Annotated in this window: 19 protein-coding genes and 2 pseudogenes; 4 read left to right on the top strand and 17 right to left on the bottom strand. The window is 44.4% G+C overall.

The window, feature by feature from the left end:
• Window positions 1-78 precede the first annotated feature (78 nt).
• Window positions 79-1,017 carry a helix-turn-helix transcriptional regulator gene (locus tag ACUC6J_RS04535; RefSeq protein WP_107735004.1) on the top strand — a complete coding sequence of 313 codons (939 nt, stop codon included), beginning with the start codon at window positions 79-81 and terminating at the stop codon, window positions 1,015-1,017.
• 91 nt (window positions 1,018-1,108) lie between these two features.
• Here ACUC6J_RS04535 and ACUC6J_RS04530 read toward each other — a convergent pair whose 3' ends face one another.
• From ACUC6J_RS04530 to ACUC6J_RS04520, 3 genes are all read right to left on the bottom strand, one after another.
• Entirely contained in the window at window positions 1,109-1,480 is a 372-nt protein-coding gene (locus ACUC6J_RS04530) for a hypothetical protein (protein WP_225164894.1), read from the bottom strand.
• A 151-nt stretch (window positions 1,481-1,631) separates the two neighbouring features.
• Window positions 1,632-3,806, bottom strand: coding sequence for a 1,3-beta-galactosyl-N-acetylhexosamine phosphorylase (gene gnpA / locus ACUC6J_RS04525; protein ID WP_447249813.1), 2,175 nt, complete (start codon window positions 3,804-3,806; stop codon window positions 1,632-1,634).
• 12 nt (window positions 3,807-3,818) lie between these two features.
• The gene (locus ACUC6J_RS04520) at window positions 3,819-4,838 is read right to left on the bottom strand and encodes a glycoside hydrolase family 88/105 protein (RefSeq protein WP_045244189.1); all 1,020 of its coding nucleotides are present in this window, start codon (window positions 4,836-4,838) and stop codon (window positions 3,819-3,821) included.
• Between the two features lie 334 nt (window positions 4,839-5,172).
• On the opposite strand from ACUC6J_RS04520, the pseudogene ACUC6J_RS04515 reads away from it, so the two are divergent.
• Both ACUC6J_RS04515 and ACUC6J_RS04510 read left to right on the top strand, forming a co-directional pair.
• Window positions 5,173-5,673: pseudogene (locus ACUC6J_RS04515) on the top strand (AraC family ligand binding domain-containing protein); the annotation flags it as partial.
• 51 nt (window positions 5,674-5,724) lie between these two features.
• Entirely contained in the window at window positions 5,725-6,129 is a 405-nt protein-coding gene (locus ACUC6J_RS04510; protein WP_447250284.1) for a helix-turn-helix domain-containing protein, read from the top strand.
• Here the strand turns inward: ACUC6J_RS04510 and ACUC6J_RS04505 are convergent.
• From ACUC6J_RS04505 to ACUC6J_RS04470, 8 genes and pseudogenes are all read right to left on the bottom strand, one after another.
• The gene (locus ACUC6J_RS04505; RefSeq protein ID WP_447249812.1) at window positions 6,126-6,686 is read right to left on the bottom strand and encodes an amidohydrolase family protein; all 561 of its coding nucleotides are present in this window, start codon (window positions 6,684-6,686) and stop codon (window positions 6,126-6,128) included. The genes ACUC6J_RS04510 and ACUC6J_RS04505 overlap by 4 nt on opposite strands.
• Window positions 6,687-6,775: 89 nt before the next feature.
• The gene (locus ACUC6J_RS04500; RefSeq protein WP_447249811.1) at window positions 6,776-7,345 is read right to left on the bottom strand and encodes an SF0329 family protein; all 570 of its coding nucleotides are present in this window, start codon (window positions 7,343-7,345) and stop codon (window positions 6,776-6,778) included.
• A gap of 54 nt (window positions 7,346-7,399) precedes the next feature.
• Window positions 7,400-8,389, bottom strand: coding sequence for a tRNA dihydrouridine synthase (locus ACUC6J_RS04495; RefSeq protein WP_447249810.1), 990 nt, complete (start codon window positions 8,387-8,389; stop codon window positions 7,400-7,402).
• 391 nt (window positions 8,390-8,780) lie between these two features.
• Window positions 8,781-8,885, bottom strand: a pseudogene (locus ACUC6J_RS04490) (N-6 DNA methylase); the annotation flags it as partial.
• 19 nt (window positions 8,886-8,904) lie between these two features.
• Window positions 8,905-10,662, bottom strand: a complete 1,758-nt coding sequence (rlmD, locus tag ACUC6J_RS04485) for a 23S rRNA (uracil(1939)-C(5))-methyltransferase RlmD (protein ID WP_447249809.1) — start codon at window positions 10,660-10,662, stop codon at window positions 8,905-8,907.
• Between the two features lie 222 nt (window positions 10,663-10,884).
• Window positions 10,885-11,766 (bottom strand): diacylglycerol kinase, encoded by an 882-nt coding sequence (locus ACUC6J_RS04480; RefSeq protein WP_019686192.1) that lies wholly within the window; start codon window positions 11,764-11,766, stop codon window positions 10,885-10,887.
• 177 nt (window positions 11,767-11,943) lie between these two features.
• Window positions 11,944-12,732, bottom strand: a complete 789-nt coding sequence (locus ACUC6J_RS04475; RefSeq protein WP_447249808.1) for a sirohydrochlorin chelatase — start codon at window positions 12,730-12,732, stop codon at window positions 11,944-11,946.
• On the bottom strand, window positions 12,732-13,022 hold the full coding sequence (locus ACUC6J_RS04470) for a YerC/YecD family TrpR-related protein (protein WP_007428885.1): 291 nt from the start codon (window positions 13,020-13,022) through the stop codon (window positions 12,732-12,734). The genes ACUC6J_RS04475 and ACUC6J_RS04470 overlap by 1 nt, the downstream gene beginning before the upstream one ends.
• A 229-nt stretch (window positions 13,023-13,251) precedes the next feature.
• Between ACUC6J_RS04470 and ACUC6J_RS04465 the strand changes: the two genes are divergently transcribed.
• Complete coding sequence (locus tag ACUC6J_RS04465) at window positions 13,252-13,758, top strand: tyrosine protein kinase (protein WP_447249807.1); 507 nt, start codon at window positions 13,252-13,254, stop codon at window positions 13,756-13,758.
• A gap of 6 nt (window positions 13,759-13,764) precedes the next feature.
• On the opposite strand, the gene corA is transcribed toward ACUC6J_RS04465, so the two are convergent.
• The 6 genes from corA to ACUC6J_RS04435 all read right to left on the bottom strand — a co-directional run bounded on the left by corA (window position 13,765) and on the right by ACUC6J_RS04435 (window position 20,576).
• On the bottom strand, window positions 13,765-14,724 hold the full coding sequence (gene corA / locus ACUC6J_RS04460) for a magnesium/cobalt transporter CorA (protein WP_025364065.1): 960 nt from the start codon (window positions 14,722-14,724) through the stop codon (window positions 13,765-13,767).
• Window positions 14,725-15,263: 539 nt separating this feature from the next.
• Window positions 15,264-15,992, bottom strand: a complete 729-nt coding sequence (locus tag ACUC6J_RS04455) for an amino acid ABC transporter ATP-binding protein (RefSeq protein ID WP_013369518.1) — start codon at window positions 15,990-15,992, stop codon at window positions 15,264-15,266.
• Complete coding sequence (locus ACUC6J_RS04450; RefSeq protein WP_045244202.1) at window positions 15,985-17,433, bottom strand: amino acid ABC transporter substrate-binding protein/permease; 1,449 nt, start codon at window positions 17,431-17,433, stop codon at window positions 15,985-15,987. Before ACUC6J_RS04450 ends, ACUC6J_RS04455 begins: the two co-directional genes overlap by 8 nt.
• A gap of 241 nt (window positions 17,434-17,674) precedes the next feature.
• Window positions 17,675-18,664: an inorganic phosphate transporter gene (locus tag ACUC6J_RS04445; RefSeq protein ID WP_016819805.1), complete on the bottom strand. Its 990-nt coding sequence runs from the start codon at window positions 18,662-18,664 to the stop codon at window positions 17,675-17,677.
• Between the two features lie 14 nt (window positions 18,665-18,678).
• Window positions 18,679-19,293: a DUF47 domain-containing protein gene (locus ACUC6J_RS04440; RefSeq protein ID WP_007428879.1), complete on the bottom strand. Its 615-nt coding sequence runs from the start codon at window positions 19,291-19,293 to the stop codon at window positions 18,679-18,681.
• A gap of 188 nt (window positions 19,294-19,481) precedes the next feature.
• Window positions 19,482-20,576, bottom strand: coding sequence for a DUF3048 domain-containing protein (locus ACUC6J_RS04435; protein WP_447249806.1), 1,095 nt, complete (start codon window positions 20,574-20,576; stop codon window positions 19,482-19,484).
• Window positions 20,577-20,794: the final 218 nt, after the last annotated feature.

Raw genomic sequence — 20,794 nt, 5'->3', positions numbered from 1 at the left:
GATTTGATATATCCCCTTGAACCTATTATCATTTGTAAAGGTATCAAAACATGACACCTTTTATAAGGAGATTTATGTATGAAGAAACCCGAAAGATTAAATGACATGATTAGATACTTAAACAGTCGAGAGTACTTTAATTTAAATGATCTCATGGATAAATACCACATTTCAAAAAGTACAGCCCTACGTGATATTAGTTCATTAGAACAATTAGGTATGCCTATTTATTCGGAACATGGCCGACATGGACGATATGGTATCTTAAAAAACAGACTGTTATCCCCTATTATTTTTACGATGGATGAAGTGTATGCTCTATACTTTGCAATGTTGACCTTAGAAGCTTATCAATCTACACCCTTTCATTTAAGTGTTAATAAACTCAATGAAAAGTTTGAACACTGTCTTTCTAAAATACAAATAAACCAGATTCATAAAATGAAAAAGGTTCTACAATTTGAAATATATCAGCATAATCATGTTAGTCGTTATTTAGATAAAATTCTAACCAGCGTTCTTAATGAGACGTACTGTAAGATTCAATATTCAAAAAATAACCAGAACAAAAGTTATCATGTTCAATTTTTCAAGATTTCCGCTAAGTTTGGCCAATGGTACGCTACTGGAATAGAGTTAAATACGAACAAATATAGGGTTTTCAGATGTGATCGAATCACCTCAATAGAAGAAGAGGAAATCAATTCTCACTTTTCTATAGATGAACTCCTTATTCGTTCATTAGAAATGTATCAATCTGAGAAGAGCATTGATTTTGAAGTAGAAATTGTAGAACAAGCCAAGGATATCTTTTATAAAGAACATTATCCCTCTATGAAAATAGAACAGGGGCATAAAACAGTCATAAAAGGATTCTATAATCCTGGAGAAGAAGAGTTTATCGCTAATTACTTTATGAGATATGGTCATTATGTACGATCCGTGAAGCCTGAATCTTTAAAACAGATTATTAAAGAAAGGGTTGAGCACCTCTTAAACCACTATCAAAAATTATAAGATCATCGAAGGTTTGTTCAAAATGCTCTCTACATTTTAGCAGGGAAAAGAAGCCTCAAGCTCCTTTTCCCTGCTAACGATGACATTGGTATTATGGCTTCCGTTTGGCGATAACAGCATAAGATACTGTTCTTGTGGTTCCCGTTGGATTCCATGCAGTAAAGAACCATCTGTCTTCCGCCGCAGAATAGTTATCGAGCAGAAACCCTTGCTGATTTCCCGAGAAAATCCATGAACCGCTAATCAGATTGTAGTCGTTACCGTTAATCGTAGTGCTTCTAAAGCTATTAGGAGAAATAGTGACCGGAGCGAAAGTGAAGCGTGCAAACCCATCTCCAAGTTGAGTTACACGAATGGCTTTTTTAACATTCATAACCACATGGCTTCTTTTTTTCAGTTTTTTCCCCAATTTTGCTTCCGCTTTTCTAATTTTCACTAAAGTTGCCTTTCGCAAAGAAATCATCTCCTTCATTGTTATACTTATAGTTAATGAAGGACTAAATGCTTTTGAATGGACAAAATCCCCGGTAAATTGGCTGGATTTTCTGGAGGTACTGAAACAAAGAGCCCTTCCTTAAAATAAAGGAGGGCTTGATACCGCTACTTCTTATGTCCTATACCGATTTTGTTAAGCCGATATGGGTGATCATGGTGTCATAGGGCTCTAACTCTATGGTTTGTTTGCCATAGTCCGTTTCAATCGTCGTTTTTTGCAGTTGATCGCTATTGTTAATAACAACCAACATTTTACTTTCTGGATAATAAGCACACTCTGTATATAAGTTATCTGTAATATACTTCGTTTCATTGAGCTCATTGCCCGCAAAGCGGATTATATTCAGTAGCAATCTTGTATTTTCCCAGCTGAATTCGAAAGAAGGAAGGTAAATTCCCTTTCCTTTACCAAAGGCATGAGTGGATAGTGCTATCATTCCATTCGTTTCACCCGCTATCGCAGCTGCCCCATCCGTAAGATAAATCCTATTCTTCGGCGTTATACTTGCCCCTTCAGGCACCAAACCATGCTCATCCCTAACCTCATATGTCCATCTTCCATGAGCTACTCTGGAGCCTGTATCCTCATCCAGACCGAGGACATGTGCCATTCTGAAAAAGCTGTCGTGACCTTCAACCGCTGAAGGCTGATTGATGCCAATAAAGGTGCCGCCCTCATAAACCCATTGGGTCAGTAAGTCTACACATTTGTTGTCATCCCAGTACTTTCCGCCACTCCATGCTGTACCAGCAGAGCCCGCATTAATCACTACATCACAATCCTGTAGTATTCCCTGACGGATATCGTCAAAATCAATGAACTGAACTTCAACCGGCAATCCGGATAAAGCCTCATTGATATGAATCAAATCATGCATATATGTTTCGTGGAAATGACCAGACAAGGTCCACGATCTCAATTTTCCCCAGCTGTGCAGAATAGCTACCTTCGTCTTCATGTGATAGGGTTTGCCTTCATGATGCAGTTCTTTGATTTCTCTGAACTCGTTGGCAATCTTTTCGATGTAATCACAAAAATCCGGGTAAGGCTCTACAAGATGCAAATATCCACCCAGTCCAATCCGGTCAATAGGCTCCCTCAACAGGGCGCGCCGGATATTAATCCAATACTTTTTGGCATCCAGCGTGGGGTCGCCCCCTTCCATAAAGGTAGGAAGCCCGCCTAAGCCAACCGGAAATAAGTAGGGATGCAGCCGAATCTCATGCGTATTCACTTTTACACCTGAACACAGCCTCGCCTCATAACCTGAGAACACACATTTGATCAATCCGTCAAATCCAAACTCTTGAAAACGTTCATTATAAGGCTCCATGCCAACCCAACTGTCATCATAAAACACATAGGCCAGCTTGCCGTGCTGATGCACAATATCAATTAATTTCTTGCCAAATTCGATTACAAAATCATTGATAAATGCCATCCAGTCCAGCTTGCGCTGCTCAGCCGGGATATGTGTGACGCGATACTTTCCACCATTCACAAAATCCTCGGCAGTCATCGAATACCCATATCTCTTGGCAAATAGATTAAGCGCTCTTGAGCTTACCGTAAAATCGTATGACCCCCAATCAGAGAACAGATGGCGATTGCGCTCATTGCTGCCCCAAATCCAGGCGAAGTTATAAAATAAGGAGGTAAACCGGACAACCGTGGTTTCCTTATGATGAAGACACCAATCTTCCATCCAATCCAGCAGATACTGTTGCGTTTCTGTATAAATAGGATCAATCTGCATCAAATGCTCTTTGTCCCAATGATTCGTGGTGTGATTGTACATGGAAATCTCTTCCCAGATCCGGTAGACCATGAAGCTTACCGTGTATTTATGCCAAGGAGCAATTCCGGTAATGACCACATTTCCGGATTCCCTTTCATAATTCCATTGTTCTCTTGGAACTTCTTCCCCGGTCGTTCTGTCAAAAACCTGCCAGTAGTTAAGCGCCTCTTTGGAATCATTCACTTTGAATTGTTCTGCAAAAAAATCCTCCATCAGATAGATGGATACATAATCCTGTACAGCTACCTTCGGATTCGTAATTAAAAAACACTGCTGCAGCTTATCCAGATTGCGGGACGCCCACTCGTTATGATCTCTGATGATACAGATTGTAGAATAAATGCCGTATCCAGCGTTTATAATCTCATCGGACAATTGCGTGCCATCACTGTCACGGATGACATCGGCACCCCATCGTTCAGCTAATTTCAGGGTCAGCGCCTCATAACCAGATTCCCCCGGTAGTGTAAAGGCCCCCGTTGCTTGTTTAGACAACTTCGATCCCTCCTAATTCAACATATCGGATAGAAAAGCCAACGCCAAGCCTTGTCCCCAGCCCTGAATCCAGTCTTTTGGAATATTGCGATACCCTTCCCGATCTTTCATAACCGCTGTGCCGCCCGATACACCCAGTACCCGTCCGTCTTCGCTAATATGGTTCAAGATGCCCTTCAGTGCCTTTTGCACGTATTTGGTATGCAGCGGATTGCCGTTATTGATCATGGCCGCCGCAATACCGCAAGATGCAGATACTTCTTCATAGGACTCCTCGTCATCCAGTACCGTCCGCCATAAGCCGTTCTCTGTTTGGACACCTTTCAGTGCCGCCAGTTGATCCCGAAGGGAACATTCCACGTCCATACACGGCGGATACAAATACCAGTCTTTCAAATGAATTTTGACTTGCGACATGGTATATGCTCCCCAAGCATTCGCTCTTCCCCAGAAAAATCCGGACATATGATCCTGTTTGACATTGTTGTAGCCATGGTACCAGAGACCACTGCTAGGGTCTTGCAGGTATTTGATATGCCAGTAATATTGATTTAAGGCATCCTGGATCATTTTCTCGTCCTTTAATTTGGTTCCTACTCGAAGCAGAAAAAATGCCGCCATAAACAACGTATCTGCCCATGCCTGTTCTGGAAAATCATTAGCAGTGGATACCGTATGCTGCAGAACACGATCTCCGAACCGGAGAGCATTATTTTGGATGTAATCCACCTTGCTCATCACAATATCCCAATATTTCTGGTCTCCTGTTTCTTCATACAATGTGATCAGCATATGGCCCATGGCACATGTATTAACCGTCCAGTGCGGCAAACCCAGCTCGATGTATTCATCTGCCCACTGGACAAGCATATTTAAATAATCTTTATTTCCTGTTTGGGTATAGGCTCTGGATACACCATAATAAGCCACACCGCAGGGCCAATCCCATGTTAAATCCATCGCCATCGTTTTTCTGACGACTTTATCAATAACTCTTAATATCTCTTCCTTGTCATAAGTTAATTGAAGCATTGTTATTCCCCTCTCTTAGTGCACACGCCCCCAAAGGCGCTTGAGAGCGGTTCGTCACTGTTTTGGAAACGCTTTACTTATTCCATTGTACGCAGTAAAATAGTCTCAATCTAAGCACATTCGCAACAAAACTGCGCAATTCCAATCATTTATGTGAGGATTTTGCAAAAATCCAATAAGCGACTTCCGATAAACAATATATAGATCGACATGGTCTAGTTCGTCTATATATTGCACCTTGGAGCGATTGGAATCGAATTTTGCAAAATGCTAATGTATATCTGCTGGCTAAACCTGACATAGCGTTCACCTATAATCCACTCAAATCCAAGTTATGGGAGTATCGAATATGCCCAGAAAAAAGAAGCCCATTATAGAATACCGACACTACAGCTTGCCCATCAACTTTCCTGTGTTGCTATTAAGTGGTGAACGTTGGAAGATTTCAGATATTAAAAGTGAGCACCTCCATTTTCATAACCATTTGGAGATTGGTATTTGCTATTCGGATGGCGGTTTCATGGAGATCAAAGGAGAAACTGTCCCCTTCAAAGCCGGGGATGTAACTTTCATTCCCAGGTATCTTCCTCACACCACGTACAGTTCGCCAAATACAGCCAGCCTTTGGTCTTATATCTTTTTTTCGCCAGAGGACCTTTTCCAACATTCTTTTAAGAGCGCTTACAGGAACTTTGAGCCCAATTTGTGGGTGATGAAGGGAACGAACTGTATATTAAACAAGGAGCAGCATCCCAAGGTGTATACACTTGCGACTTCGGTCGTAGAGGAATTACAACAACAGAACCCTTACTACCAGGAAAGCGCCTACGGCTTATTGCTATCCCTTTATATAGAGCTCCTTAGAATTCATTCTAGGAATAAACCAATGGCTAATCAAGAAACAGAGCATAGCTTGAAAAGCGAATTTGTCATTTCTCCGGCTTTGGAGTACATCACTAAACATTACATGAAGCCCGTTACCATAGATTTTTTGGCTGATCTGTGCCATTTAAGTACAACCCATTTCCGCAGAAAATTTCATGAGATTATGGGAACGTCGCCCCTCGATTTCCTAAACAGCACCCGAATCGAAGAGGCCTGCAAGCAGTTAAAAAGCACAGAAGACTCCATTCTTTCGATCTCCGAGCAAGTCGGTTATCGCTCCATTTCCAGCTTCAACCGATGCTTCTCCAAGCTTATGGGAGAGCCCCCCAAAGAATGGCGTAAAGGAGCGCAATCCGAAGCACAATCCGCGAAAGCGTCTATACTGGAGTTTACGGGATGGATTTAATTTTGCCGAACTGAATCCAGCAGCTCGTCCACTTCCTGAATTCGGGTCACTGATGGTGTTGGTATAAGATTGCCCCTCACCATAACCATAGCTACATTTGACAAAGCTTTTATGTTGTCCAAAGGGTTGTGCTCCAGCACGATTAAATCTGCCTGTTTTCCGATATCAATGCTCCCTGTAAGGTGATCAATGCCTAGGATTTCCGCATTAGACTTTGTTGCCCGTTCGATGACCTGACCCGCATTCAGTTTCGTTTGTCTCATATAGTGGTCTAGTTCCCGCCACATATCATAGTGAGTGACGTAAGACATTGCGGCATCCGTTCCAACCCCAATTTTGATCTCATGTTCTACAGCCTGACGCAGCCCCTTTAGCATGGAGTCGTACACAAGCCGCGAATTTTCCTTAACCGTTTCATTCACCTTCGTTAGGCTTGTGTCCAATTTAGCAACGGGATACCCAGCCTGCAAAGTAGGAATCAAGGCGGTATAGCCCGATATAAAAAACAGGGTAAAGACATGATAATGGAAGCCGGTTTGCCCTGTTTTCCACTCCACTTTTCCCCGATTTCTTTCAAGTCTTCATTCATGTTTTCAGTGAGAACAACCCTGACACGAAGTGTCCCCATTATTGAAAGTTATTTTTTTCATAACGTACTGCGCCGTAACTCATAAAAATACTGCACAATCGGATGCTTTAACTTCATCTTCTCAGACATGTTTAAAATTCGCTTTTTTCCTACTCGTCTGTCCACTAAAGCTAGAATATTTAATAAGATATCATTACTCTCTAAGCTGTCCTCTATAGAAGTAGTTAAAAATTTATTAGCTACAACATTAAAATTAGACTTGCTTAATGAGGCCTGTGCTGACAAAAGCTCCTTTGCTTGTTCTGAGATTTTTCTACCTCTTGCAATTACTTGTAGACGATCTTCCGGAACGTTCCCATTAGCATCTTTTCTGACCGCTTCAATTTCTTCATTGCTGATAGGAACTTGGATATTGGGATCATTCTTGATTTCCAACTCCGTCTGATACCATTTGATTGGACTAGTGAAATCGTTCATATTGAGTATGTTCTTCTTATCTACAGTTATATAACAAATTCCAGATTTATCAGGTAAATAACGATAACTGGTCGCTCGGTATTCAACCCTTCCGTCTAACGCAGGATAGAGGAAGCTCTCCAGTTGTTGCTTCAATTTACTCCAGGACATATATCCTCCTATGTTTTCAATGTCTACTAACAGCCCGTCCCCCAACTTGGCAATTTAATTTCCACGTTCCTCTACCTCATCATGATCCTTGCTTCCAAACTCATCAAGCAATATACGCACTTCACTTGTTGATTTGGCGTTCATCAAGCTGTTTCTGAGTTCACTTGCCCCTCGGAATCCACGAACATATATTTTGAAGAAGCGGGCGAGAGGGCTGAACGAACGTGGCTCCTGCACTGAATAATGATCATGGAGATCTAGATGAAGCCGCAGCAGTTCAAGCAATTCCTCACTGCTGTGTTCCTTCGGCTCCTTCTCAAACGCAAATGGATTCTGGAAAATACCACGCCCAATCATAATGCCATCCACTCCATATTGCTCAGCGAGCTTCAAGCCGGTCTGACGGTCCGGAATATCTCCGTTAATGGTCAGCAGTGTATCTGGTGCCACCTCATCACGAAGTTTCTTAATCTCCGGAATCAGCTCCCAGTGGGCGTCTACTTTGCTCATTTCCTCTCTTGTCCGCAGATGAATGGACAAATTCACAATGTCTTGTTTCAAAATATGGGTCAACCAGTCGCGCCATTCGTCTACGGCAGTGAAACCAAGCCTTGTTTTCACACTGACGGGCAGTCCCCCGGCTTTGGCGGCCTGAATGATATCCGCTGCGATTTCGGGACGGCAGATCAGACCGCTTCCCTTCCCATTCTCGGCTACATTCGCTACAGGACAACCCATATTAATATCGATGCCTTTGAAGCCTTCTTTCGCCATACCAATGCTCATTTCACGGAAATATTCCGGCTTATCTCCCCAGATATGGGCCACCATGGGCTGTTCATCCGCTGTAAAAGTCAAACGCCCGCGTACACTTTTGTTCCCCTCCGGGTGACAATAACTCTCTGTATTCGCAAACTCCGTAAAAAACACATCCGGTCTGGCTGCTTCACTTACGACATGGCGAAACACAACATCCGTCACATCTTCCATCGGTGCCAGTATAAAAAAAGGTCGCGGCAAATCACGCCAAAAATTATTCGTCATATCAAAAACTCCTCTATAAATACCAGGACAAATCTGTGGTCCCAAAATGATAAAGCTAACCTGCTCATGTCCTTGCTTCTTCTTCACATATCACATGTTTAAGCAACGTAGTTCAAACGGCAGTATATGTTAAGCATAGACATCTAAATGAGTATATCATACTCAATAGAGGAGCATACTCCCCAAAAGCTCACAAAAAAAGGAAGAGCGCCGCCCCTCCTTGTCATCTTCTATAAACGTACTGCGCCACAGTTCATAGAAAACTGCACGGCATAACTTTCCCCAGCCTATGCCGTTCCCAAGCGAATGGCTTAAAAAAAGAGCCGAGGAATAATATCCTTGACCCTTTTCGTCAATTTCTACACATGAATACCCAAAATTTTCAGCTGCATGCCACATGAGCATATTTATCAACATCTACACGATTTCGGTACGTTTCGATAATCTTATTGATGTTTTTATCAGTAAGTTTGTTTTGATTTTCACCTTTTTCAAACGCCAATGCACCTCAACAATTAGTCTTTTCTGACCAACAGCGCAACACTCTCCACATGCACTGTATGCGGGAACATATCTACAGGCTGTACTTCCACTGTTTTATACCCGCCGTCCTCCAATATCCTTAAATCCCGCGCCAGTGTGCTTGGGTTACAGGATACATACACCACGCGTTCTGGCTTCATCTCCAGAATGGTGTCGAGCAGGCGTGGATCGCAGCCCTTGCGGGGTGGATCGACGACGATAACGTCGGCGGTGATGCCTTGTTCTTTCCAAGCAGGAATGACATCTTCGGATGCGCCTACCTCAAACTTCACATTACGCATTTCGTTCAATAGCGCATTACTTCGTGCATCGTCGATGGCTTCTTTGACGATCTCCACCCCATACACCTGGTCCGCATGCTGAGCGAGGAACAGAGAAATCGTACCGATGCCGCAATAGGCATCAATCACCGTTTCTTTGCCTGTGAGCCCGGCATATTCGACGGTTTTGCCATACAGCACTTCCGTTTGTACGGGATTCACCTGATAAAAGGATCTTGGGGAAATCGCAAACTGTACGTTTCCAATGTAGTCGTAGATCACGTCACGACCCCACAGTACACGAGTCTCGTCGCCAAAAATAACGTTCGTTCGCTTCGTGTTCACGTTCTGGCATATGCTTGCCACGTGTGGGATGTGCTCACGAATACTGCCGATCCACGCATCTGCGTGCGGAATATCTCGCCCATTTGTGACGAGGACCAGCATCATTTCACCTGTGCGAAAAGCGGTCTTCACAACGACATGGCGTAACAGCCCGCGTCCGGTTTCTTCATTATATGCACTGATGCCCAGCATTCGGCCAATCTCTTTCACACGTGCGACAACTTCGTCATTGCGCTCGTCTTGAATGAGACAAGTGTTCATATCCACGATGCGATGGCTGCCGCGTGCGTAGAAGCCGCCGACAAGCCCACCTTCGGTGACACCAATCGGCACCTGGGCTTTGTTGCGATACCGCCAAGGCTCACTCATACCGAGTGTAGGATGCACGACTACGCCTTGTACACGCGACATGTGGTCTGCACTTCCATCCGCAGAGTCAGCCAAAACCTCTGCAATATGCTCACTGGACTCCGTAGCCACACTCAGCTTTCCGATACGTTCCAGCACATCCACCACATGCTGTCGCTTCCAGCCTAGCTGCGCTTCGTAGCTCATATGCTGGATCTGACAACCGCCACATTGATCGTAGATAGCGCACGGAGCTGCGATCCGGTCAGGGCTAGATTGCGCGATATCCAGAAGCTTGGCATAGCCATATTGCTTTTTTGTTTTCAGCACCTTGACCCGTACTTTTTCACCTGGTAACGCGCCCGGAACGAACAGCGTAAAACCCTCGACACGCCCTACACCCTCGCCATCATGGTTCATGCCGATGATGTCTATCACGGCCTCATCATTCTTTTGCACAGGCAGATCGCTACGCTCTGCATTAGACCTGCTACGATTGGAAGCTTCCTGATTCCGTCTATCGTTACTCCGTTCACCTTTGGAAAAATGACGAGATTTCCGTTCATCCCCCCGCATTTTTCGATCCGAATTATCCATATTTCCACTTTTGCTTTCGGTTCCAGCCCGAAGCATTCTATTCCCAGCTCCAACTCGTGACTGTTCCAGTTCTCTCTCTTTTTTCGCCTGTATGGTCTTGTGGTGCTGCTTTCCTTGAACTGGAGTTGCTGTTGCTGTATTCCGGCGGCTTTTTCCACGTCCGCTACGGTTATTCGTCATGATGGTCACTTCTTTCTGTTCTTCTTTTCATGCTTATCTTCATTCAGCCATATCATTCAAATCGTCATCTAGACGATGTTTCAACATCAACTCGAAAATGCCGTTACTCCCCACGGAGAACGGCAAGGACCGATATGTTCCCTACAAAAAACAACTATCTACTCTGCGGTCTATATCGAACTACTCAACCAACCGGAAACAAAACCATTTCCGATCCTCTTCCTACCGAAACACATTCAAATGATGTGGAAGATTTCGGAAGGTCGCTGGCAGAGTGCCTCCTAATTCGCCATCCAGATTAAGCTGGACATAGCCAGGTGAGGTCACTTCCATGTAATCGGTTCTGAAATAAACGATTTTTTTGTCCTGCAAGTGCTCTCCGCGCAGCGCAAGTGTAACCAAGCGGATCATTTCCGCCAGATTGCATTTGCGCACAGCGATGACATCGAGCAGTCCATCATCTATTGTCGCCCCAGGAGCAAGCTTTTCAAACCCGCCCACCGAATTTGTATTCGCGATCAGGAAAAGCATAAATTCGTCGTGGATCACTTCCTGACCCGTTGCCTTGATGATCAGCTCCTGCGGAGCAAGGCTGACCATTTTCTCCATACCTTTAAAATAATACGCCAACTGGCCAATCATCGTTTTGAGCTTGCTTGGAACTTCATACGTAAGCTCGGTTAAAGTTCCGCCGCCTGCGATGTTGATAAAGTAGCGGTCATTGGCTTTTCCGATATCCAGTGGCTTCGGATTTTGACGAATAACGAGGTCACAATAATCCTCCCAGTGCTTGGGAATGCCCAGTGCTCTGGCAAAATCATTCGTCGTTCCCAGAGGAAACACACCCAGAGGCGGGCGGTTTTCCCTTTCAGCCATCCCGTTGATGACCTCATACAATGTACCATCGCCACCAGCGGCAATAATCATATCATAGCCACGCTCAACGGCCTCTGTTGCGGCACGCGTTGCGTCCCCTTCTCCTGTAGTTGCATGGCAAGAGGCCTCAATGCCACCTTCATCCAGGCGCTGCAAGACATCCGCAAGGCGACGTTTCATTTCCTCACGCCCAGAGGTCGGGTTATAGATTAATCTAGCTCTTTTCATTCCGTTACGCCACCCGTATATTTAATGATATTTATATTCACATCGCAGTTCATCACATTCAGTCTGTACAAAATATCATCATACTGGAAAAAGACCTCTTTTACAATAAAAGAAGCCAGTCACTATCCAAATAAGGGAATTTCAGGTTAGAAAGACTATCGCCGAATTCAGACCATCTTATCTATTGTCAGTCCTTGCTTGTTTCTGCATACTCTGTAACAGTTTACAAATTTGTCTGTCCATCCAGCTTGTAAGCAAAGGATGCGGCAATAAAGGATCTCCTGAATAACGGTATTCGAGCCCCTGTAAGCGTTTGGGAATCATATGACTTGTAAAATAACCCGAACTCAAAAACAGCGGTGCCACAATAACATCATGACCCCGCTCCTGATTCCAATACGCTGCCTTGTCATGCACACCCTCAGGATTTAGCAAAGCGTAATCCGTGATGATACCACTCACGTTTTGCACCGTACGGGCCAACGAGGAAATTCCTTGCTCCCAGCGCTGAAGAAAGCCGTTGTGCGCGCTCCCGTGTCCTACGAGTAAAATGACCTCTCTCGCAGGATCGACCGACAACGGGCGAACCTTGTCCCACACCATGCGGGCAACATCTTCGCCATCATCCAATGGACTACCCAAATGCACACGTGCCTTCAATCGAAACGGCTCCAAATCCGTTTCTTTGTCTGGCGCAGCTTTGACTCCCAGCGCATAGCTAATTTCATCTACATGCGTACTGCCTGACGACACAAACAAAGGAATAACCAGTAAATCTGTTACCCCCAAGGCTTCCAGACGGTCAATCCCATCTTGAATCAATCTTCCTTTAACCGTTTCCAAAAATGAAACCTCTACCGGCATTGCTTCCAGCAATTGAAGCTTTGCAACTGCCTGATCCACCTGTTCCACCCAATATGGCTCTCTAGAGCCATGACTGATGACCAGTATCCCAGGGCTCTGCATTAGCGACCCAGACGTTCCAGAGTCATTTTATACCCGTCATTCCCATAGTTCAGACAACGTTTCACACGTGAAATGGTGGCTGTACTGGCGCCTGTCTCAGCTTCAATCTGATTATATGTGCTGCCTTTACCAAGCATACGGGCAACCTCCAGACGTTGGGAGAGGGATTGAATTTCATTAATTGTGCACAGATCATCAAAAAATACATAGCACTCTTCCAAATTTTTAAGAGTTAAAATAGCTTCGAACAATTGATCAATACTTTTATCATTAAGCTTTTTAAGCTGCATAGATTATCATCTCCCAAAGGTTACAATCTCTCCTCATTGTACTCGACAAATAGTTAGTTTTTCAAGCATTAACGGTTTCACGCATTACAGAACAACATTATATGACTACAGAAACTTCCTGTACAAATGCCCAAATCCGCTTTTATACCTAATCTCAGGACACGCGCCTAAACCCACTGTGCGTTTGTAACATACAGTAGAGTATCAATCTGCAAAGGAATGTGATCTCATGCCTGGACATTACTATCATCGGAGGGTGCAAACGCGTTCTATCTCCGATCCGTATAGTTCAACTCCTTACCCTGGACTCGATCCCTACAGCGAAGTTCCGCAAGTTGATTCCTCCGCCGTGGTGCCTTATGAGGCACCAGCGAGCATAACAGATGCCGCCGTGGTCACGCCAGACCCCGCCCCAGCCAAAGGAGGGCTGCTTGGCGGTCTTGGTAATCTCAACGATATTAAAGGTATTATTGACCGTATGGGCGGTATTGACGGGATTGTTGCTACGGTCGGCAAGGTACAAAAGATCATGTCTAGCGTGCAGCAATTTGCTCCGATGGCAAAACTGATTATGGGCTCGCTCCCAGCATTCAACAAAAACGCAAGCAAAAAAACGACAACACCAATTACTGAGGAACTGGATGAATATACACCACCACGCCGACGCCGGAAAAAGACACAGCGCAAAAGTACCACTACCCCAAGCAGACGTCCGCGCAAACGCACAAGAAAGTAGGCTATTTTATTTAAACCAACCTCGACGCATAAACCACACCACCATCGCAACACTCAATAAGAACATAAAGAACAGTACGCCAAAATATCCATATTTCCAGCCCAACTCGGGCATATTCGAAAAATTCATACCATAAATTCCTGCAATCAGCGTCAAGGGCATAAAAACGGTCGTAATTACGGTCAGCGTCTTCATAATTGAATTCATGCGATTGGAATTAAGCGATATGTAACTGTCTCTCAGGTCGGCTGTCATCTCGCGGTCGGCCTCCAGCATGTCCGTCAGTTTCAATAAATGATCATAGATATCCGTAAAATAAGCCATATGATCCCCCTGACCCTGCACATGCTGCGAATTCAAAACTCGGTACATCAGATCACGCATCGGTACGATCGTACGGCGCAGCTTGAGCAACCTGCCACGCAGGTCAAATACCTGCTTCATTAATTCCTCTACCGATTCGTGTGCGCCCAAACCTTCCAGTTCGGCTAATTCATCCTCAATGATGAAAAGGCTTGGAAAATAGTTGTCTACCAGCTTGTCCATCACCGTATAAGCTGCAGCCAGCGGTCCGCGAGACCATATTTTGCGTTCGTTCGCATGCTCGACAATCCGCTCCCAGGCCTGATCCAGCTCCTCTAGTTCATGATGGTGATATGTAACCAAAAAACGGCTGCTAATAAACATATCTACCTCTTCCGCCTCTAATGTATCTACATCAAGCGCATGTACCACCAGAAACTGTACATTCTCGTAATAATCCAGCTTGGGACGTTGCAGAACATGCATACAATCCTCTACAGCCAGCGGGTGAAAATGAAAATAACTCGTCAGCAGCTCTGACTCTTGATCTGTAGGCTCGTTAAAGTCAGCCCAGATCCATATGTAATCTTCCATGACAATCTGCTCTAACGGTTGTCCCACCGTCACCTGATGATCGTGCCCTATAGTCAATGTACGTATCACCGTACGTCCCCCTCGCTTATACTGCCGTCTTATATGTTATTTATATTTTATATAAGCCATTCAACATTATACAAATCTCAAGTTCTAGGTTTCATATGCTCTAATGAAGAAAAGGATATCTCCGGGCCAGCACGCTCCCGAAGATATCCTTAAAATAATTCATTCGTTACCCCTTAAATCTTTTTTCATTTCTTATACAGTTGTGGGATGCCCTGTTCCACCATTCAAATCGAATGATGCTTACTCGCTATATCCCCCTCGGCGCAGCAAGCAGAGCGCTGCGCCAATTCCGCTGCCTATACCCACTCATTTAAAAGTGGCGCCGGCTTTTGCCAAGAAAGGAGCAGATTCAGCGGGCAATAGCGTAGTGGTCCATTTGAATCTGGAGAAGCGAAGCGCTCGCCTTTGCCCCTGAATTCTAACCTTTTCATGTGTTACATAATCCAAAAAAATTCAGAGGCAACAGCGATCGGAAGATCAAATGGAACGCGGAGCGTCACACACATCTCTATCTGCGCTCAAAGTAAACCCTAGCCCACTTACAATACTTTTTCTAAGAAACTTATAGTCCGCTCGTTTTTCGGATTACCAAATACCTCTTGCGGTGTTCCCTCTTCCACGATGTAACCACCGTCCATAAATACGACACGGTCACTTACTTCACGCGCAAAGCCCATCTCATGCGTTACGATCATCATCGTCATGCCTTCGCGAGCCAGATCTTTCATTACGCCGAGCACTTCGCCCACCATTTCAGGATCAAGCGCCGAGGTTGGCTCGTCGAACAGCATAATGTCTGGATTCATTGCCAGCGCGCGTGCAATCGCCACACGCTGCTTCTGACCGCCGGAAAGCTGTCCTGGCAATGCATCTGCCTTATCGGCCAAACCTACGCGATCCAGCAACTTCATAGCTGTCTCGCGGGCCTCTGTCTTCGTCTGTTTGCCCAGCTCAGTCGGCGCGAACATAATGTTCTTGAGCACCGTCATATGCGGGAACAGGTTGAAATGCTGAAACACCATCCCTATATTTTCACGGACCTTGTTAATGTCCACGTTTTTGTCACCCAATTTGTAATCATCGACGATGACCTCACCAGCTGTAATTTCCTCCAGCATATTCATACAACGTAAAAACGTACTTTTCCCTGAACCAGAAGGGCCAATGACGCATACAACTTCGCCTTCCCGCACTTGCATGTCAATGCCTTTCAGCACCTGGTTACTGCCATAGCTTTTTTTCAGGTTTTTAACGATAATCTTACCCACGGCGAACTCTCCCTTCAAGACGGTTGGAAATTTTGGTCAGGACTGTAATGACGATAAGATACATCACCGCAACGACCAGCCAAATATCAAAGGATTGGAACGTCCGTGCAATAATGATTTTGCCCGATTGAGTCAATTCAACCAGACCGATAACCGACAGAATGGACGTATCCTTCAACGTAATAACCAACTGATTGATAAACGACGGGATCATGATTTTCACGGCTTGTGGCAAAATGATCTTCAGCATGGCTGTCCGATACGGCAAACCAAGCGAACGAGCGGCTTCCATTTGTCCCGGATCAATGGACTGAATACCCCCGCGAATAATTTCGGTCACATAAGCACCAGCGTTTAGGGATAACGTCAACACCGCCGCGACAAAAAGCGGCATTTTAAAATCGAGTGCCTGTGGGATACCGAAGTAAATAAAGAATGCAAGTACGATCAGTGGAATACCACGGAATACATCAACGAAAACAGTTGCAATACCGCGGAACACCTTGTTATGGCTCACTTTCATAAAGCCAAACACCAATCCCAGCAAAAAGGCTACGAGCAAGGATACCAGGGTATACAACAGCGTATTTCCCATCCCTTTAATCAACGCAGGCAGCGAAGCGGAAATGAGTTCCCAGCGGCTGCGTTCTACAGGAGCCACACCTTTGCCGGATTCTCCAAGGTATTTGGACATAATTTTATCATATTCCCCGCTGTTACGAAGATTCACAAGCCCTGCATTGAATTTTTCCAGCAGCTCCGCATTTTTGCCTTGGTTGACAGCGAAACCGTAAGAGCCACCTTTTTCCTTATCAGTCACCAGCTTAAGACCATTATTCTGAGTCACACCGTATGCCAGTACCGGATAATCATCAAAGCAGGCAACCGAGTTACCTGTTTTAACTTCATCATACATTTGAGAAGAATCGTCGAACGGAACGGTAGTAAAGCCATATTTTTCCTTAATGGATTCCGCGAATGTGTAGCCTTGTGTCCCTGTTTTGACAGCGACACGCTGTCCTTTCAAGTCCTCATAGCGTTTAATCGTATCATTATCCTTACGGACCGCCATGACAACACCTGAGTCGAAATAGGGCTCAGAAAAATCAAATTTTTGCTTGCGTTCATCTGTAATACTCATCCCGGCAATGACACCATCCACTTGATTCGTTTCAAGGGCCTGCACTGCCGCGTTAAAGCCAAGTGGCTTAACGGTATACTCAAAATTCTGGTCCTTAGCAATAGCTGCCAGTAAATCCATATCAATTCCGACAAATTTACCATTTACATCTTCAAACTCAAAAGGCGCGAACGTTGTATCCGTGCCGATATCATACTTTGTTTTATTTTCTGCGTGGGCCACTACACCGAAATTACCGGCCAGGGCAACCACAGAAAACAAACAAATCATGAGTGCTATTAGTTTTCTTGGTTTTTGCATAAGATCCTCCAGTCAGTTGAACGGTTCAAAGTTTTCTGTTTATTCTACAGGAGTTATTAAAAATTGACTACTTTGATGTCAGGTATTTTTTAAAAAACATCTCATGGAACTATCTGGATGTGTAAACTTTAGAGATGTATTTTTGCCTGAGAATGCCAATAAGCCCCTGCCGCAAAAAGCGGACGGAAGCTTATTGTGTATCCTATATTGTATGTTCTTTTTCTAGAAACCATGAAGAAAACTAGAAAAGAATTTTGAATATCAAACCTGACAATAGCGCAGAAATTGGAATCGTTATTACCCAGGTTATTACAATACGACCAGCTAGTGACCAGCGAACCGCACTAAAACGCTTCGCAGACCCTACACCCAGAATCGCCGAAGTAATAGCATGAGTGGTACTTACCGGCAAATGAAGCAAAGTAGCTGTGAATATAACGGAAGCCCCCGAAACGTCGGCTGCAAATCCATTGATTGGGTCAATTTTAAAAATCTTAGTTCCCATCGTCTTGATGATCTTCCAGCCCCCAATAGACGTACCAAGTGCCATGGCTGTTGCAGCTGAGATTTTCACCCACATAGGTACTTCCAAATGGTCTTGATACCCTGCCGAGACGAGTGCAAACGTGATAATCCCCATCGCCTTCTGAGCATCATTCGTACCATGCGTAAACGACTGAATAGCTGCCGTAATCACCTGCATGGTACGAAAACCCTTGTTCACCGTATGCGGACTGCGATAAGCAAAGATGTATTTCAAAATCATCATCACAATGTAACCGACAACAAAAGCAATCAGCGGGGAGAAAATAAGGCCCTCAACAATCCCGATGAAGCCGCTCCAATTTAATTTATCCTGTCCTGCACCTACATACACCGCTCCGGCCAACGCACCAATCAATGCATGGGAAGAGGATGAAGGAATACCGAACCACCAAGTCAAGAGATTCCAGATAATGGCGGCGATCAACGTCGCAATGACGATATCAATTCCGTTCGTAAGCTTGGTTGGATCAGCGACACTTCCACCAATGGTCTTGGCAACCCCGGTAAACAAGATCGCTCCGAGAAAGTTCATAACCGCAGCCATAATAATCGCACGTCGCGGCGTCAATGCACGGGTCGAGACCGAAGTAGCAATTGCGTTCGCCGTATCATGAAATCCATTAATAAAATCAAATGCCAGAGCAAGAAAAATAACAATACCTAGTACCAGTAAACTTGTATCCATGTAAAAGGACTCCCTTACGAGTTACGCATAATGATGGATTCCAGCATATTTGCAACATCCTCGCATGAATCCGTTGTCGTTTCAAGGCGTTCGTACAATTCTTTGCGTTTAATCAGCTCAATAGGATCAGTTACAGTTGCAAACAAGTTTTTGATGCAAATACGCAGTAATTCATCCCCCTGATTTTCCAAATCATTCAGGCGAATGGTGTATTCACGAATAGCCAGCAATTTTTTCTGTGAAAGCAAATGTACAGCCTTTTGAATTTCGTAAGCTGATTGACGCAAAATATCAGCGAACTGCACAATATACTCGTCCGGCTCTGTAATGTTGTACATATAAAAACGAGAGGCTGTCGCTTCAAGACCGTCCAGCACATCATCCATGGTCGTTGTCAGTTCCATGATGTCGTCGCGTTCGAGTGGCGTAATGAAGGTCTTGTTCAACTCAGTAATAATCGTGTGTGTGTAATCATCACACTTATTTTCATACTTCTTCATCTCATTGGTAAACAAAGTCACATCTTGAAGATTTGAAGTATGTTGGGCAAAATAATCGGCTGCTTGCACGATCGTATCTGCCATATTTTCCAACGTCTCGAAGAATATATCCTTTTTCTTCAATCTCATAACGATTACCCCTTTACGAAAATATCCGCAACCTGTTTCGACTGCAATAGACAACCTTTGCTATCTTATCACACTCATCAATGTTTTTGTAATGTTTGTAAAAGCAAATTTCTAGATATACGTATACAATGCCCGACATGGAAGGTCATTATCCGACAATTTTTCCCTAAAAAGGAGTATTACGTTTTCTAATTTGCTTCTGTTGTTACATGTTCGGCTAGTGAAGTATCTGCAGGTACCACATGTATATAGGATGTACCTGGCGTTAACGGGATTTCAACCCCATTTTTCATAAACCGAATCGCATCGCCAGATATATGCTGCCATTCAGCACGTATTAGCTTTCCTTGTTGAAACACCATGGCTTCTCCGCTACCGTCCAGCTCAACACTTAGTCTACCTACATCATCCAACGTTCGATGCCTCGTACTCATCACAATCACATTGGCCGCTGAGAGCTGTTGATTATTATTTTGATCTAGATGTGACTTTTCGTTCACAAAACGCTTATATCGTTGATCAGCTGGATCATAGGTATAAGATACGCGATAGCTTTTTAACAAAAATCGGATGTGCAAAGAGGCACCACTCTCGTCCACCATAACTGGAGTTTCGCCAGTTTTAAGATAACGATATACTGGAACCTCCGTCTGCTTGGCATACCCTTTGCTATCGCTTCCTTTACGCAGTCTGCTCACATCTGTGTATAAATTATGGGGAGGACGACGGTCTTTGCTTCGCCAGAAGTAAACCCCTCCATTTGAAATCTCGTCCAGATGCTCCTTCCGCTGCTGCTGTAAAATCGCATAGGCATCTGTACTTCCCCCTGCATGTATCGGCAACGCACCATAGGTTTCGCCCAGTTCAATCAAATACGGTCGGATGCTGCGGACCGGACCGATCTTCACATCACCACCATGACTTTGGAAAAAAGCTACCAAACGGGTAATTCCGCCTTCTGCAAGAACCTCATATACCATGTCTGCCTGGCTAAGCCCCGCCTGTGGACGCGCAGCCGGAGCATTGTTAATCATGACAGCCAGCGGCCGCTCTATAACAGACTGCTCCACCGGAAGCCCGGTAAGCGGAGCTGTAAATGCCGGAACAGATGGCTCCTTAGGTGGTTCAAGCACCTTTTTCTCTGTTTCTTGCTGGGTTGGTTTGGGAACGGATTCAGATTCACCCGTATTGGACAAAGCAGAACAAGACATCATTGTCATGCATAACAGAGCTGAGGTCATCACACGCAGCCAATGATTTCGTTGAGACATGGGCCCGGACAAGTTCATCCCTCCACATAGTTATTTTTCTCATTATAAGCTTTATTTCCTGTTTTTGTCTTGATTGAGGCATTACCTCTCTATAGAATACTTATCTGAAGACATTAAAATTTAAAAAAATATTTAAACTTTGTGATTTTTATCACAAATAACTGTAACTGAACCTAATACAATAAAGGTGTAGCAAAGATGATCATCCCAAACAAAATGAAATACAACCC

The organism is Paenibacillus sp. JJ1683, assembly GCF_053006485.1.
The sequence above is the reverse complement of the archived record's forward strand: the minus strand, read 5'-3'. Positions and strand labels throughout refer to the sequence as shown.